Genomic DNA, 15,434 nt, shown 5'->3' with positions numbered 1-15,434 from the left:
GGCAGATAGCCCGGATAGTCCCTCCACCTCGGCACCCTCAGTCGCTGCGTCTGAAGGTGCTGCCCCGAACATACAAGCCCGGATGCAATCCGGGGCCCCGGATTCCATCCGGGCTACAACGCCCTCACTCGTAACGCAAGGCCTCCGCCGGCTGCACGCGGCTGGCCCGCCAGGCCGGGTAAAGGGTGGCGGCAAAAGCCAGCAGCAACGAGGTGATGGCGATCGGCAGTACATCGGCCTGCTGCGGATCGCTGGGCATGTGATCGATCAGATAGACGCTGGGTGACAGCAGGCTGGCGCCCAGCACCCGCTCGATGGCCGGCACGATCACGCCGACATTGAACGAGATCAGGAGCCCCAGACCAACGCCGGACAAGGTGCCTATCACCCCCGACACGGCCCCCTGCATCATGAAGATCGCCATGATGGAGCGGGGACTGGCGCCCAGGGTGCGCAGGATGGCGATGTCGGCCTGCTTGTCGGTGACCGTCATCACCAGGGTCGAGACCAGATTGAAGGCGGCCACCGCGACGATCAGGGTCAGGATCAGCGACAGCATGCGCTTCTGGTAAGGCAGGGCCTCGAACCAGATGCGGTTGGCCTGGGTCCAGTCGCTGACGCGCAAGCCAGGGCCCAGGCTGGCGTGCAACTGGTCGCCGACAGCTTGTGCCAGCGCGGCATCGCTGAGCCTGAACTGCAAGCCATTGGGGCCGGCCACGCGGAACAGCTGCGCGGCGTCATCCAGATGCATCAGGGCCAGCCCGCTGTCGTACTGGAAGTGGCCCGCCTCGAACACGCCCACCACGGTGAAGGGCATCAGCCGCGGCACAAAGCCTGCTGCCGAGGCCTGGCCGCCGGGCGCCACCAGGGTGACCTTGTCGCCCTCGCGCACGCTGAGGGTACGCGCCAGTTCTGCCCCGAGGACGATGCCCTGCTGGCCCGGCTGCAGCTTGGCCAGCATGCCGCTCAGCCGCGCGGCCAGCGCCGACACCTTGGCCTCCTCGGCGGGAACGATGCCGCGCACCAAGGTGCCACGCAGATCCTCGCCGCGGCCTATCAGGGTCTGCGCAGCCACAAAGGGCGCCGCCTCCAGCACCGCCGGGTTCTGCTTCGCCCGCGCCCTGGTGGCCCGCCAATCGGGCAACGCCGCCAGATCGGCCGAAGTGACCTCGACATGCGCGATCACCGCCAGCATGCGCTCGCGCACCTCCTTCTGGAAGCCATTGATCACCGACAGCACGATGATCAGCGCCGCCACGCCCAGCGCAATGCCCAGCACCGACACGGCCGAGATGAAGGACACAAAGCGCGTGCGCCGCCCGCCCCGCCCCGCGCGCGCATAGCGCCAGCCGATCTGCAACTCATAGGGCCAGTTCATCAGTTCACCAGCACGCCGACACCCATTGTCAGGCGGCGCGCGCAGCGCTGTGCCAGCTCGGGGTCATGGGTCACCAGCACCAGGGCCATGCCCCGCCCGGCGGCCAGATCCAGCATCAGCTTGAACACGCCGTCGGCGGTCTCGCGGTCGAGGTTGCCGGTGGGCTCGTCGGCCAGCACGCAGGCCGGCTCGGTGACCAGGGCGCGGGCAATCGCAACACGCTGGCGCTCGCCACCGGACAGCTGGCCCGGCCGGTGTTCGACGCGGGCAGAAAGGCCCACCTGCTCCAGCATCGCACGCGCCTTGGCGCGGGCCGAGGCCAGATCCATGCGGCGCATGCGCAGCGGCATGGCCACATTGTCCAAGGCGGTGAACTCGGGCAGCAGGTGGTGGAACTGATAGACAAAGCCCAGGTGCTGGTTGCGCCAGCGCCCCTGGGCCGTGGCGTCCATCGCCGCCATATCGGCCCCGGCCAGCAAGACCTGGCCCTGGCTTGGCGCGTCCAGCCCGCCCAGCAGGTGCAGCAAGGTCGATTTGCCGGAGCCCGAGGCCCCGACGATGGCCAGGCTTTCGCCGCGGGACACGCTGATGTCCACGCCACGCAGCACATGCACATCCAAACCACCCTCACTGAAGTGCTTGTGCAGACCTCGGGCTTCGAGCACAAAGCCAGCTGAGTTATTCATAGCGCAGGGCCTCGGCCGGTTGTACGCGGCTGGCACGCCAGCTCGGATAGACGGTGGCCGCGAAGGCCAACAAGAGTGAAGTGACGGCAATCGGCACGATATCGCCCCGCTGCGGATCGCTGGGCATGTGGCTGATCAGATAGACGCTGGCCGGTAGAAAGGCGGTGTGCAGCAGCCGCTCAATGGCCGGCACGATGACATCGATATTGAAGGCCACCAGCAGGCCCAGGCCGACGCCGGACACCGTACCAATGATGCCCGAGGCGGCGCCCTGCACCATGAAGATGCCCATGATGGAGCGGGGGCTGGCGCCCAGCGTGCGCAGGATGGCGATATCGGCCTGCTTGTCGGTCACCGTCATCACCAGGGTCGAGACCAGATTGAAGGCGGCGACGGCGACGATCAGGGTCAGGATGATGAACATCATGCGTTTTTCCAGCTGCACGGCGTCGAACCAGCTGCGGTTGGCGCGCGTCCAGTCGCTGACCCGAAAGGCAGTGCCGAGGCTCGATGCCAGCTGGTCGGCAACCTCTCGCGCCTGCTGCACGTCCTTGAGCTTGAGCTGCACGCCGGTCGGCCCCTCGACGCGGAACAGCCGCGCCGCATCGTCCACATGGATCAAGGCCAGCGCGCTGTCGTACTCGTAGTGGCCGGAATTGAAGGTACCGACCAGGGTAAAGGCCTTGAGCCGCGGCACCATGCCGGCAGGCGTGACCTGGCCCCCGGGGGCGACGATGGTGACCTTGTCGCCCTCGCGCAAACCCAGCGAGCGCGCCAGCTCGAAACCCAGCACGATGCCCCACTGCCCTGGCTGCAGACGGCCGAACACCCCGTCTTTCAGCTGCGCCGCCAGCGGCGTGACCTGGGCCTCGTCGGCCGGACTGATGCCGCGCACCATCGCACCGCGCATGTCCTCGCCACGGGCAATCAGCGCCTGGGCGGAGACAAAGGGCGCCACTCCGACGACGGCCGGGTTCTGCCGAGCCTGGGCCATCGTCGCCTGCCAGTCGGGCAGGGCTCCCCGGTCGGCGGCATGGACCTCGACGTGCGCGATCACCGACAGCATGCGGTCGCGCACCTCTTTCTGGAAACCATTCATCACCGACAGCACGATGATCAGCGCCGCCACGCCCAGCGCAATGCCCAGCACCGAGACGCCGGAGATGAAGGAGATGAAGCGGTTGCGGCGTCCGCCGCGGCCGGCGCGGGTGTAGCGCCAGCCAATCTGCAACTCATAGGGCCAATTCATGGGGAGATGCTAACCGAGGCGTCACGCCGGCCATGGCATCATGGCCCACGGGCACAAAGTCTCAGGAGCCCACCGGTGATCCGCTTGATCCGCCGCTTTACTCCGTCGCTGCCTCTTCATGCGCTGCTGGCCTGGCTGGCCCAGCTGTCCTTGGCCCTGCACTGCGTCGGCGCATCGGCCCTGACCATAGGCAGCCCCGACAACTCCGAGGTCGCGCAGATGGCACAGGCGGTGCTGCGCCAGGCCTATGCCAAGGCGGGCATAGCGTTCCGGCCAACCTCGCTGCCGCTGCGGCGCTCCTTGCAGATGGCCGACCGCGGCGAGACCGACGGCGAGATGATGCGCTCGGCCGGCACCCTACAGACCATGCCCCAGCTGATACGCATAGACGTGCCGGTGGCGCGGCTGGTGCTCACCGTCTACCGCCGTGGCGAATGCCCCCGCAGCACCAGTGTGGCCGAGCTGAGCCAGCAGCGCGTAGCCTATTTCCGCGGCACCCTCTTGATTGAGCGCCTGCTGCCGGCCGGCGCCCTGATCCCCGCGGATGACACCTGGGACGCACTGCGCCGCCTGCAGGCCGGCATGGCCGATGCGGCAATAGGCGCCGAGCTTGAAACCGACACATTGCTGGCCTCCAACGGTGTACGCGGCATCTGCAAGGTGACCGAGCCGGTCTCCGATGCACCGCTGTACCACGCGCTGCATGAGCGCCACGCGGCTTTGGCGGCACGCCTGGAGCAGGTGCTGAAGGAGATGCAGGCCAGCGGCGAGCTGGTGCGGATCTGGGCGGCCGAGGAGAAGCGGCTGCGGGATGAGGCGGCACGGCGGGCGCGGCTGCCCAGGTAGCGGACCATCCCCAGGTCTGGGGATTTTCAGCTTGACTGACATAGGGTCGCTCGGCAGGATGACCGCGCCGCCACTCACGGAGATCGATATGCGCATAGCCTCCGGCCCCCTGCTCCTGTCCGCCGCCCTCATGCTGCCCGCCCTGCCCTCGCAGGCCGCCATGCTCGACATCGCCACGGTGGCGCACTCCTCCGTCTTCGTGCGCGACTGCCGCAGCGCCGAGGCGCGGGCGGCCAATGCCATGCTGCCCGACAAGTGCGAGGCGACGGCCGAGTTCAACCTGGTGGACACGATGGTGGAGCAGCGCTATGTCGCCGCGCTGGGCGGCAACTCGGCCACCATTCAAGCCACGCACGCGGCGGCCAAGGTCGGGGGCAAGGTCAGTCAAGGTTCGGTCGATGGCTCGGGCGCATTGGGTCAGATCGTGATCAAGCAGGGCTCGTTCACGCAGCCCTATGCCCGCGTCTCGTCCTGGACCGATGTGCTGCAAAGCTATGCCTGGGATGGCAGCGGCGCCGCCACCCGCACCCTGGGAGGCACGCTGGACTTCAACCATGTCGGCATGTTCGGCAGCGACGCCTTCAACGCCACCGGCACCGCGGCGGCGGCGACGGTGGACATGACGCTGAGCGTGTTCTCGCTGACCACCAGCACCATCAGCGTCGACACCGAGCTGGTCGCCAACCAGGTCTATCTGTACGAGGAGTTCGCGCTGGGCCTGCCGGGCTACCGCAGGGAAGCCTGGGTCGAGCGCTTTGGCGAGGTTTCGCCGGTCAGCTTTGGCGCCACGTTCTCGCTGGAGCAGGGCCGCACCTACTTCGTCGAGGCCCGTGTGGCGGCATTCGCCCGCTTCGGCGGAGCGCTGGATGCGACGCACACCTTCAGCGCCAGCATCACCGACCTGCAAGGCCTGACCCAGGCACAGCCGCTGGCCCAGCCCTATCTGATCACCAATGTGCCCGAGCCCGGCAGCGCCCTGATGCTGCTGGCCGGGCTGCTCGGGCTGGGCTGCGCACGCGGGTCCGTACGCAGGGGCTGAGCGCCCCCGGAGCGCACTCAGTGCGCCTCGTCCCAGTTCGCCCCCACGCCCACCTCGGCCAGCAGCGGCACCTTGAGCTGGGCCACGCCGGCCATCAGCCGCGGGATCGCCGCCTTGGCCCAGTCGAGCTCGGCGTCGGGCACTTCGAGCACCAGTTCGTCATGCACTTGCATCACCATCCGTGAACGCAGCTCGGGCTTGGCGTCCAGCTCTGTCTGCACCGCCAGCATGGCCAGCTTGATCAGGTCGGCGGCCGTGCCTTGCATCGGCGCGTTGATGGCCTGGCGCTCGGCGCCGGCGCGGCGTGGGCCGTTGCCGCCCTTGATCTCGGGCAGGTAGATGCGCCGGCCGAACAGCGTCTCGACATAGCCCTTGTCGATGGCCGAGGCACGGGTCTCGTCCATATAGCGCTTCACGCCGGCGAAGCGGGCGAAGTAGAGCTCGATGTACTCCTTGGCCGCCTTCTGCTCGATGCCGAGGCTTGATGCCAGGCCGAAGGCACCCATGCCGTAGATCAGGCCGAAGTTGATGGTCTTGGCATAGCGGCGCTGCTCGGTTGTGACGTCACTCACCGGTGTGCCGAAGACCTCGCTGGCGGTGGCGCGGTGCACGTCTATACCCTGCTCGAACGCCCGCAGCAGACCCGGGTCCTCGCTGATATGGGCCATGATGCGCAGCTCGATCTGCGAATAGTCGGCGCTGACTATTCTGTGGCCGGCGGGTGCCACAAAGGCCTCCCGCACACGCCGGCCCTCGGCGGTGCGGATCGGGATGTTCTGCAGATTCGGGTCGTTGCTGGACAGCCGCCCGGTCACCGCCACCGCCTGCGCGTAATTGGTGTGCACGCGGCCGGTGTCGGGGTTGATCATCAGCGGCAGCTTGTCGGTGTAGGTGCTCTTCAGCTTGGCCAGGCCGCGGTGCTCCAGCAGCTTGGCCGGCAGCGGGTAGTCGGCGGCGAGCTTCTCCAGCACCTCCTCATCGGTGCTCGGTGCGCCGGTGGCCGTCTTCTTGCCCACCGGCAGGCCCAGCTTGACGAACAGGATCTCGCCGATCTGTTTCGGTGACCCGAGGTTGAACGGCTGGCCGGCGATCTCGTAGGCCTCCTGCTCCAGCGCCACCAGGCGCTGGCCCAGCTGCTGGCTCTGCTGGTTCAGCCGGGCCGGGTCGATCAACACACCGGTGCGCTCGATGCGCGCCAGCACGGCGCTTGTCGGCATCTCGATCTGCTCGTAGACGAACTTCAGCCCCGCCTCAGCCTCGAGCTCGGGCAGCAGCGTCTGGTGCACATGCAGGCACATATCGCTGTCTTCGCAGGAGTACTCGGCGGCTCGCGCGACGTCCACCTGGGCGAACGGAATCTGGTGTGCGCCCTTGCCGCACAGGTCCTCGTAGTCCAGCCCCTTGCGGCCCAGGTGGCGCTCGGCCAGGGCCGCCAGCCCGTGCGTGCGGTGCGCCTCGACGACGTAGCTCTGCAGCATGGTGTCGTGGCGGTAACCGCGCACTTTGACGCCGTGATTGGCCAGCACATGGGTGTCGTACTTGATGTTCTGGCCCAGCTTGGCGGCGCTGGCATCCTCGAACCAGGGCTTGAGCCTGGCCAGCACTTCGTCCAGCGGCAGCTGCTCGGGCGCGTCCGGCCCGCTGTGGCGCAAGGGGATGTAGCAGGCCTCGCCGATCGCGACGCTGAAGGACAGGCCGACGATGCGCGCGCGCATGCCGTCCAGCGAGTCGGTCTCGGTGTCCAGCGCCACCAGCTCGGCGCCCTGCAGCCTGGCCAGCCAGGTGTCGAACTGGGGCCAGGTCAGCACGGTGTCGTAGTGATGGGCCATCTTGTCGGGCGATGCCACGGGGGCCGACACCGGCACCTCGTCGGCGAACAGGTCGCCATTGCTGCCGGCGGCCGGACCCGGTGCCGCGGCCGGCGCAGCCGCCACGCCCAACGCTGCTTCCAGCTCCTTGCTCCAGCTCTTGAAGCCATAGCGCTTGTAGAAGTCCAGCAGGCCCGGTTGATCGACCTCGCGCAGGGCCAGGGCCTCCAGCGCCGGCCACTGCTCGACATGGCCCGTCAGGTCACAGTCCAGCACCACGGTCACCAGCCTGCGGCCGGTCGGCAGCCAGTCCAGCGCCTTGCGCAGGTTCTCGCCGGCCACGCCCTTGATGCCGGCAGCGGCGGCGATCACGCCGTCCAGCGAACCATGCTCGGCAATCCATTTGGCAGCGGTCTTGGGGCCGACCTTCTCGACGCCGGGCACGTTGTCCACGGTATCGCCCATCAGCGTCAGGTAGTCGATGATGCGCTCGGGCGGCACGCCGAATTTCTCCTGCACACCGGCCACGTCCAGGCGCTCGTTGCTCATCGTGTTGATCAGCGTCACCTGTGGGTTGACCAGCTGGGCCAGGTCCTTGTCGCCGGTGGAGATGATCACGCTGTGTCCGCTCTCGGCCGCCACGCGCGACAGGGTGCCGATCGCATCATCGGCCTCGATGCCGGGCACTTCCAGCACCGGCCAGCCCAATAGCTTGACAACCTCGTGGATGGGGGCGATCTGCTCGCGCAGCGCATCGGGCATCGGTGCGCGCTGGGCCTTGTATTCGGGATACCAGTCGTCACGGAAGGTCGGCCCCTTGGCGTCGAACACGCAGGCCGCGTGTTCGGCCGGGAACTGCTCGCGCAGCTTCTTCATCATCGCCACGAAGCCATGGATGGCGCCGGTCGGAAAGCCGTCGGGCGCACGCAGATCGGGCATGGCGTGGTAGGCGCGGTACAGGTAGCTGGAACCGTCGACCAGCAGCAGGGTAGGAGTGCTCATGCCCGAATTGTGCGGGATGCGCAGGCTTTCTCGGCCGACAGGAAGGGCCGGAGCGCCGGCACGCCTAGAATCGAGCCCATGAAAACCCTAGCCTCGCCCTTGCGTGAACCGCGTACCGCCGCCCTGTTGGCGCTGGCGATGGCTTTGACCGGGTCGGCCGCCACCGCGGCCAGCAGCCCGCCAGCCGCACCCAAGGCTGAATCCGCCCAGCTCACCAGCTCCGCTGGCACGCCCGAACCTGCGGTGCGCGACGTCATCATCGAAGACGATGCCATGCGCATCGAAGAGACTCGCGTGCGCGGCCAGCTGACCAAGGTCACGGTAAGCCCGAAGGGCAGCAAGGCGCCGGCCTACGAGATCCTGCTGCCCACGCCGGGCCAGGATGTCTCGGGCACGCCCGGCCCGCAGCGCGGCGGTGCCGGCCAGCGCGTCTGGCGCGTGATGAGCTTCTAGCCAGCCCCCCCTCTTTCAGAAGAACATGGCCGTATTCACCGAAGTGACGCGCGAGCAGGCGTCGCAACTCGCCGCCGAGCTGCGCTTAGGCGCCCTGACCGATCTGCGCGGCATCAAGGCCGGCATCGAGAACACCAACTACTTCCTGACGACAGAAGCCGGTGAGTGGGTGCTGACGGTATTCGAGCGCTTGACGTTCGAGGAGCTGCCCTTCTATCTGCAGCTGATGAAGCATCTGGCCCGCCACGGCATCCCGGTGCCGGACCCGCAGGCCAATGCCCGCGGCGAGATCCTGCTCAGCGTGGCCGGCAAGCCGGCCGCCGTGGTCAACAAGCTGGCCGGCGGCCACCAGCTGGCGCCCGATCTGTTCCACTGCGAGCAGCTCGGCGCGATGCTGGCGCGCATGCATCTGGCGGCCCAGGACTTCGAGCTCTACCAGCCCAATCTGCGCGGCCTGCCCTGGTGGACCGGGACCGTGCCGGTGGTGCTGCCCCATGTGACGGCCGAGCAGGCCGAGCTCCTGAGCAGCGAACTGGCCTATCAGCAGACCTTGGCGGCCTCGGCCACCTATGCCGAGCTGCCGCGCGGGCCGATACACGCCGACCTGTTCCGTGACAACGCGATGTTCGAAGGCCTGCCCGGCCGCGAGCAGCTGACCGGCTTCTTCGACTTCTATTTCGCCGGCGTCGATGCCTGGTTGTTCGATGTGGCCGTGTGCATCAACGACTGGTGCATAGACCTGGTCACCGGCCGGCTCGACGAGGCCCGTGCCCAGGTGCTGGTCAATGCCTATGCCAAGGTGCGCCCGCTGAACGGCGCCGAGTACCGCCTGCTGCCGGCCCTGCTGCGCGCGGCGGCGCTGCGTTTCTGGATCTCGCGGCTGTGGGACTTCCACCTGCCGCGCGACGCCGCCCTGCTCAAACCCCATGACCCCGGCCACTTCGAGCGCGTGCTGCGCGAACGGGTGGCACGGCCCTGGCATGCCCTGCAGAATTGACCATAACCCGTGACCCAGCCCTTTTGATGAGTGACAGCGAGCCCTTGATGACGACGACGATGGCCTTGCGCCTGCAACAGGTTCCCGCCAGCCATGGAGTGCGCTGGCTGCGCCATGGCTTCAAGGTGTTCAAGCGCTTTCCGCTGGGCTTTGTCGGCCTGTTCGGCATGTTCATGTTCGCCGGCCTGGTGGCCATGCTGCTGCCGGTGCTGGGCACGGCCCTGCTCCTGATGGCCCTGCCCATCCTGTCGCTGGGTTTCATGCTCGCCACCCATGGCGCGCTGCAGGGGCACCGGCCCACGGCGGCAGTGTTCATCGCCCCCTTCCGCCTGACACCGGCCCGCCGCAAAACCCAGCTGGTCCTGTGCGCCGGCTATGCGCTGGGCACGGTTCTGATCATGGTGCTCAGCGACTGGGTCGATGGCGGCGCCTTCGACCGCTTCGAGACCCTGCTGTCCAGCGGCAAGGTCGATGAGGCCAAGGTGGCCGAGGCCCTGGCCGACCCGCAACTGGCGCTGGGCTCGCTGACCCGCCTGGGCCTTGCCGCCCTGCTGTCGGTGCCCTTCTGGCACGCCAGCGCCCTGGTGCACTGGGGCGGCCAGCGCAGCCTGCAGGCGCTGTTCTCCAGCACCCTGGCGGTGTGGCGCAACCGCGGCGCGTTCTTCCTCAATGCGATGGCCTGGTTTGGCGTGTTGATTGCCTTCGGCGTCGTCGCCAGCCTGGTGGCTGCCCTGCTGGGCCTGAACAACTTCGTGGCCGTGATCGCCGTGCCCGCCGGCCTGCTGTTCTCGACCATCTTCTACGCCTCGCTGTACTTCACCTTCATCGACAGCTTTCTGTTCACCAACAAGGACGAGCCGCCGGCACCTGCCGAGCCCGATCCGATGGCTTGACCCGCTTGCTCCCGACAACGAGAAAAAGGGCCCGCGGGCCCTTTTCCTTTTCTTGCCAGGGCACCTGGCCCCGCATGCTTCAGCTGCCGATCACGCCGCCATCATTCTTGGTGATGACGATGGTCGCCGAGCGCGGGCGCTTGCCGGCGCCGTAGCCGGCGTTGCTGGGCCACTGGCTCAGATACTTGCTGGCATCGGCGGCATTGGCCGAGCTGATGGTCTCGCCCGGGTGCTGGATGTTGACAAACAGCGCCTTGCCATCGGGCGTTTCGGCACAGCCGGTCAGCTCGCAGTCCACCGGGCCGACCAGGAAGCGCTTCAAGATGTCGGCGGTCGGCGCCTTGCCGACGTAGGTGTCCACCGTCTTGCCACCGGCATAGCTCAGCGTCTTCTTCTCGCCGTCGCCCACCTTGCCGGGAATGCCGGCCAGCATCATGCAGTTGGTCTTGTCGGTGTAGGCACCGTCGTCGGTCTGAATCCAGCACACACCAGTGGCGCGGCTGAACCACAGGCCGTCGGGGCTGGACATGTCCTGATCGTCGGTCAGCGAGGACAGATTGACCAGGCTCTTGTCGGCGCCGGCTTCCGAGCCGAACAGATAGACGTCCCACTTGAAGGCAGCCGCGGCCGCTTCGCCGCCCACTTCGGCAACGCGGATGATGTGGCCGTTGACATTGCCCGACTGCTTGGTCGCCGCGCCCTTGGTGTCTTCATAGAAGCGCGGATTGGCAGCATCTACGGTGGCGGCCGTGCGGTTGGAGTTGTTCGTCAGGGTGAAGTAGACCTCGCCGGTGGTCGGATGGGCGGCGCACCATTCCGGGCGGTCCATCTTGGTCGCACCCACGGCGTCGGCGGCCAGGCGGGCATTGACGACGACATCGGCCTGGTCGGCAAAGCTGTAGTTGGTCGCGGCCTTGATGGCGGCATTGTTGATGCTCAGCTCGATCCAGTCGCCGCTGCCATCGGCATTGAACTTGGCGACGAAGAGCTTGCCCTTGTCCAGGTATTTGTCACCGGTGGCGATGCGGTCCGTGGCGCTGGCATCGGCGGCAGCCCAGTTGGCCTCGGAGACCCATTTGTAGATGTACTCGCCGCGCGAATCGTCACCCATATAGACGGCCAGCGGCTTGCCCTCGACCAGCTTGCTGAAGGCGGCGCTCTCATGGGCGAAGCGGCCCAGGCCGGTGCGCTTCTTGATCGGCGCAGCCTTGTTGTAGGCATCGATCTCGACCAGATAGCCGAAGGTGTTCAGCTCGTTGCGGTAGTCGTCGCCGCCATCGGCGCTGGCGCCCTTCTTCGAGATATCCCAGCGGGCGTACTTGTCGTCCGCACCACCCGTTTCCCAGCCGTGGCGGCTGGCCGCGCCCTGGTTGCGGCCGTAGCGCTTCAGCGAGGTCACGCTCTTGTCATTGGCGCGCGCCGCATCGTCGGCCGCGCCGCGGGTGAAGTAGCCCGACCAGTTCTCTTCGCCGGTCAGGGTCGTGCCCCAGGGCGTGGTGCCGGTGCCGCAGTTGTTCAGGGTGCCGCGGGCGGTCTTGCCGTCGGCCGCGTACTTGGTCTTCATCAGGCCCGAGCCGGCGGCTACGCCGGACAGCAGCACCGGGGTCAGCGGCGTGATGCGGCGGTTGAAGGCCGAGTCCTTGACGTAGCCGAAGGCGGCACCGGTCTTCTTGACCTCGACCACCGACAGGCCGTGCAGCGGCACCTCGCGGTCCACCTCGGCGGCCGGGCGCGGCAGCGTGTTGGTGCCACCGGTCAGGTGCACAAAGGCCGAGGCGCGCTCGTTGCCGGCATGGCTGGTGGCCTCGTGGTTGATGACCAGCAGGCCGCGGTCGGAGGCCTTCAGATCGGCCTTGCCGTCGGCCGACAGACCGTAGTACTCCATGCCGTCGTGATGGTCGCCGGCGCGGCTCTCGAAGTCGCCGTCGCTGCCGTCATTCTTGTACGCGGTGGCTGCGGCGGTGATGGGGTCGCCCAGCGCGAACAGCACGGTGGCGGTGTAGCCGGCCGGCACGACGACCTTGTCTTCCAGGCTCTTGGCCACGGCGGCGAAGTTGAGCTTCTCCAGCGGCTTGGCCGCAGGCGCCGGGGCAGGCGCTGGGGCCGGTGCAGGTGCGGGCGCGGGCGCCGGGGCCGGGTCATCACCGCCACCGCAGGCCGAAAGAGACACCGCACTGAGCATGCCGGTGACGGCCGTGCCGAGCGAGCCGCGCAAGACATTGCGGCGGCTCAGGCGGGCCGTCAGCACCGATTGGAAGCTGGGGTTGTTCGAGGTGTTGTGGTCTTCGTCGTCAATCAGGCTCAGGGACAGATCGTGGGGCTTGTTCATTTTTTGCATACAGCTGGCAACAGCTCGCGTTGAGGGATGCGCGAGAGGCTACGTAGCAGCGATGAAACGAAGGTGACCGATCTGTGACAGTGGCGTGAATCGTTCGGCTCACGGGTTCACCCGAAGCGTTCAGAGCAGGCGCTGCAGATAGGCATCCAGCGCCCCGCCCTGGGCCTCGCGAAAGGCAGCGCACAGGCGCAAGCGCTCGGTGGCCTTGGCCAGCACGCCCGGGCCGGCCTCGTAGGCCCTGGCCTTGGGACCGAACTGGTGTTGCAGCGCATCGGCCTCGGCCACGCTGCAACCCTGACCCAGTTGCTCAGGCAGATAGGCCGGCGCCTGGCTGGCCATGCGACGGCGCAGCGCCGCGTCGTGCCGGTTCACGAAGCTCAGCATCGCGGGCGCCAATGCCGGCACCCGAGAATGCCGCTTCAGCAGCTCCGGCGACAGCTCGCGTATGTCAGCCCGGGGGTCCAACAGCAGCCGGCGCGCACGCTCCGCCAGCGCCGGGGCCTCGAACCAGGCCAGTGCTTGCAGCAGGTCTTCGCGCAACTGGCGCTGCGGCGTGCCCAGCGCCAGCTTGAGCATCGCATCGAACATCACCGCATCGCCCTCGATCGCCGCGCTCTGCAGCAGTGCACCGCGCAGGCCGGGGTCAAGACTTGCTGCCTGAGGGTCCGCCAGCCAGGCCGAGACCCGTTCGCGCGCCTGCGCCCTGAGGACCGGGTCCTGGCCGGCATCGGCGAGCAGGGGCAGCAACAGCTCGCGCAACAGACGGCTGTCTTCGCTGTCACTGGCTTGCACCGCCCAGCCCAGACGATGCGCCAGTGCGCCATAGCTGCGCTGCCACAGCCGCGCATAGGCCGGCCGCTGGGCCGGTGCCAGCAGCGGGCGCAGCTCGATCAGCACACGGGCCACCGCCTCGACGATCTCACGGCGGGGGTCGGCGGCAAGCTCGGCGGTCAGCGCCAGCACCTGGTCCAGCGGCACGTCGCCGCTCTGCGCCAGGGCCAGCTGATCGTACAGCAGCGCCAGCCATTCATTGACGGACAACTCGGGCGCGCGCAGGCCGTCCGCAAGCAGGGAGCGGTAATAGCCCTGGCCGCCCGGGTTGGGCTGCAGCCAGGCGGGGCAGTCGCGATCGGGCAGCGCGAGGGTCTCACTGGCAGTCTTCAGCCAATGGCGGGTGGTGCCGGCTGGCGTGCGAAGCACCAAGGGCACTTGCCATAGCGCCGATGCAGCGCCCACGGTGCCCAATGGCCGGTGGCGGCTCTGCTGGACATGCAGCCGGGCGCCGCCCGCTTCGCAGATCAGGCGCATTGTCAGCTTCGGTATGCCGGGTTGGTCGATGAAGCTGGAGAACGAGCGCACCAGCTCCTGATCCCCGTCGGCCAAGGCCGCCATGAAGTCATCCCCGCTGGCGCTGCCCCAGGCATGGCGGGCCATATAGCGGCGCACGCCGGCCTGCATGCGATCCGGACCCAGCCAGCCCTCGAACATGGCCAGCACGGCCTGGCCCTTGGAGTAGGTGATCTCGTCGAAGGCCGTGCCCAGATCCTGCGGGGTGTCCACGGGCTGGCGCACACGCCGGGCGCTGGCCAGGCGGTCACCGAGCATGGCCGATCGCCGCGCATGCTGGCCGCTCACCTCCCAGCGCCAGTCGGGCCGCAGCTCGGCGGTGATCTTGTCGCCCATCCAGGAAGCGAACGATTCGTTGAGCCAGAGATCGCTCCACCAGGCCATGGTCACGTAGTTGCCGAACCACTGGTGGGCGATCTCGTGGGCAGCGGTGGACACATAGTCGCGCTGCAACACCCGGCTCTCCTCGCCGGGCGGGGCCAGCATGATCCGCGAGGCATAGGTGATCAGGCCGGCGTTCTCCATCGCACTGAACCAGTCGGTCAGCGGGATGACCAGGCTGTCGAGCTTCTCGAACGGGTGCGGCAGGCCGAAATAGGCCTGCACGCGCTCGACAATGGCCGGTGTCACCTGCGCGGCAAAGGTGGCCTCACCGGCCTTGCCCTGGGGCGTGAGGTAGCGCAGCGGCAGCGCGCCGGCCGGTGCGCCCTGCAGCACATCGAAGGGCCCGACGGCAAAGGCCACCAGATAGCTGGGCATGGGCGGGCTGGGCTTGAACTCCAGCCGCTTCCAGCCCGCGCCGGCCGGACTTTCACGCTGCACCGGCATATTGGCGAAAGCCTGCAGGCTGTCGGGCACGGTCAGCGCGAGGGTCCAAGGCACCTTCCAGCCGGGCTCGTCGAACAAGGGGAAAGCGCGGCGGGCGCCCACATCCTCCAGCTGCGTGAACGCATACCAGCGGCCACCCTCGCGCTGACGGAACAGGCCGAACACGTCCTTGTCGCTGATCTGGCCCTCGAAGGCGAGGGTCAACCGTGCGCGGCCGGCCGGCACCGGCCTGCTGAACTGCAGATAGACGCTGTCGGCATCGGCCTTGGCGGCGCGGCCCTTCAGCGCCCCGCCCTGCTCGGGCTGCAGGCTGACCGCCGAGATGCGCAGCTGCTTGGCATGCAGGCGCAGGCGCTGCAGTGGCGCCTTCAGCTCCAGCTCGATCGTGACCTTGCCGCGGTGGCGCGCGCGGTCGGGATCGACGCGCAGGTCGAGCGCATAGGCTAGCGGCCGGGCGGCATCGCCCAGGCGCATCGGCAAGGTGGCCGAGGTAGCCAGGCTGCAGGTGAAGAACAGCACAGCGCTCAGGCTGCACGCGATCAAACGCTTCATGGCCACCCTCCCCGGGTG

At 68.0% G+C, this 15,434-nt stretch carries 11 protein-coding genes; 5 read left to right on the top strand and 6 right to left on the bottom strand.

What is annotated here, in order from left to right:
- Window positions 1-124: 124 nt before the first annotated feature.
- Genes DES47_RS24125 through DES47_RS24115 form a run of 3 tightly spaced genes read right to left on the bottom strand, consistent with a single transcriptional unit; the run spans window position 125 to window position 3,313 of the window.
- A complete protein-coding gene (locus tag DES47_RS24125; protein ID WP_133703320.1) occupies window positions 125-1,378 on the bottom strand; it encodes a lipoprotein-releasing ABC transporter permease subunit in 1,254 nt (417 codons plus the stop codon).
- The gene (locus DES47_RS24120) at window positions 1,378-2,064 is read right to left on the bottom strand and encodes an ABC transporter ATP-binding protein (RefSeq protein WP_133703319.1); all 687 of its coding nucleotides are present in this window, start codon (window positions 2,062-2,064) and stop codon (window positions 1,378-1,380) included. Before DES47_RS24120 ends, DES47_RS24125 begins: the two co-directional genes overlap by 1 nt.
- Window positions 2,057-3,313 (bottom strand): lipoprotein-releasing ABC transporter permease subunit, encoded by a 1,257-nt coding sequence (locus tag DES47_RS24115; RefSeq protein WP_133703318.1) that lies wholly within the window; start codon window positions 3,311-3,313, stop codon window positions 2,057-2,059. The genes DES47_RS24120 and DES47_RS24115 overlap by 8 nt, the downstream gene beginning before the upstream one ends.
- A gap of 75 nt (window positions 3,314-3,388) precedes the next feature.
- On the opposite strand from DES47_RS24115, the gene DES47_RS24110 reads away from it, so the two are divergent.
- Both DES47_RS24110 and DES47_RS24105 read left to right on the top strand, forming a co-directional pair.
- On the top strand, window positions 3,389-4,159 hold the full coding sequence (locus tag DES47_RS24110; RefSeq protein ID WP_166652143.1) for a substrate-binding periplasmic protein: 771 nt from the start codon (window positions 3,389-3,391) through the stop codon (window positions 4,157-4,159).
- Window positions 4,160-4,247: 88 nt separating this feature from the next.
- Window positions 4,248-5,198 carry a PEP-CTERM sorting domain-containing protein gene (locus DES47_RS24105; protein ID WP_133703316.1) on the top strand — a complete coding sequence of 317 codons (951 nt, stop codon included), beginning with the start codon at window positions 4,248-4,250 and terminating at the stop codon, window positions 5,196-5,198.
- A 17-nt stretch (window positions 5,199-5,215) separates the two neighbouring features.
- Here DES47_RS24105 and polA read toward each other — a convergent pair whose 3' ends face one another.
- Window positions 5,216-8,008, bottom strand: a complete 2,793-nt coding sequence (gene polA / locus DES47_RS24100) for a DNA polymerase I (protein WP_133703315.1) — start codon at window positions 8,006-8,008, stop codon at window positions 5,216-5,218.
- 78 nt (window positions 8,009-8,086) lie between these two features.
- On the opposite strand from polA, the gene DES47_RS24095 reads away from it, so the two are divergent.
- From DES47_RS24095 to DES47_RS24085, 3 genes are read left to right on the top strand one after another with little or no spacing between them, the layout of a single operon-like run.
- Window positions 8,087-8,461, top strand: a complete 375-nt coding sequence (locus DES47_RS24095; RefSeq protein WP_133703314.1) for a hypothetical protein — start codon at window positions 8,087-8,089, stop codon at window positions 8,459-8,461.
- Window positions 8,462-8,486: 25 nt separating this feature from the next.
- A complete protein-coding gene (locus DES47_RS24090) occupies window positions 8,487-9,458 on the top strand; it encodes a homoserine kinase (protein ID WP_133703313.1) in 972 nt (323 codons plus the stop codon).
- Between the two features lie 26 nt (window positions 9,459-9,484).
- Window positions 9,485-10,351: a BPSS1780 family membrane protein gene (locus tag DES47_RS24085; RefSeq protein ID WP_133703312.1), complete on the top strand. Its 867-nt coding sequence runs from the start codon at window positions 9,485-9,487 to the stop codon at window positions 10,349-10,351.
- A 79-nt stretch (window positions 10,352-10,430) separates the two neighbouring features.
- On the opposite strand, the gene DES47_RS24080 is transcribed toward DES47_RS24085, so the two are convergent.
- Both DES47_RS24080 and DES47_RS24075 read right to left on the bottom strand, forming a co-directional pair.
- Entirely contained in the window at window positions 10,431-12,680 is a 2,250-nt protein-coding gene (locus DES47_RS24080) for a PhoX family protein (protein WP_133703311.1), read from the bottom strand.
- A 129-nt stretch (window positions 12,681-12,809) separates the two neighbouring features.
- The gene (locus DES47_RS24075) at window positions 12,810-15,416 is read right to left on the bottom strand and encodes a M1 family metallopeptidase (protein ID WP_133703310.1); all 2,607 of its coding nucleotides are present in this window, start codon (window positions 15,414-15,416) and stop codon (window positions 12,810-12,812) included.
- Window positions 15,417-15,434: the final 18 nt, after the last annotated feature.

Origin of the sequence: Roseateles toxinivorans (genome assembly GCF_004362525.1) — a bacterium.
GTDB lineage: Bacteria > Pseudomonadota > Gammaproteobacteria > Burkholderiales > Burkholderiaceae_C > Paucibacter > Paucibacter toxinivorans.
Note: the sequence above shows the minus strand (reverse complement) of the source record. Positions and strands in the feature narration are given on the sequence as shown.

Excerpts from the sequence above, each read along its gene's own strand:
- DES47_RS24125 (WP_133703320.1), bottom strand. The coding sequence starts at position 1,378 with ATGAACTGGCCCTATGAGTTGCAGATCGGCTGGCGCTATGCGCGCGCG.
- DES47_RS24120 (WP_133703319.1), bottom strand. The coding sequence starts at position 2,064 with ATGAATAACTCAGCTGGCTTTGTGCTCGAAGCCCGAGGTCTGCACAAG.
- DES47_RS24115 (WP_133703318.1), bottom strand. The coding sequence starts at position 3,313 with ATGAATTGGCCCTATGAGTTGCAGATTGGCTGGCGCTACACCCGCGCC.
- DES47_RS24105 (WP_133703316.1), top strand. The coding sequence starts at position 4,248 with ATGCGCATAGCCTCCGGCCCCCTGCTCCTGTCCGCCGCCCTCATGCTG.
- polA (WP_133703315.1), bottom strand. The coding sequence starts at position 8,008 with ATGAGCACTCCTACCCTGCTGCTGGTCGACGGTTCCAGCTACCTGTAC.
- DES47_RS24095 (WP_133703314.1), top strand. The coding sequence starts at position 8,087 with ATGAAAACCCTAGCCTCGCCCTTGCGTGAACCGCGTACCGCCGCCCTG.
- DES47_RS24090 (WP_133703313.1), top strand. The coding sequence starts at position 8,487 with ATGGCCGTATTCACCGAAGTGACGCGCGAGCAGGCGTCGCAACTCGCC.
- DES47_RS24085 (WP_133703312.1), top strand. The coding sequence starts at position 9,485 with ATGAGTGACAGCGAGCCCTTGATGACGACGACGATGGCCTTGCGCCTG.
- DES47_RS24080 (WP_133703311.1), bottom strand. The coding sequence starts at position 12,680 with ATGAACAAGCCCCACGATCTGTCCCTGAGCCTGATTGACGACGAAGAC.
- DES47_RS24075 (WP_133703310.1), bottom strand. The coding sequence starts at position 15,416 with ATGAAGCGTTTGATCGCGTGCAGCCTGAGCGCTGTGCTGTTCTTCACC.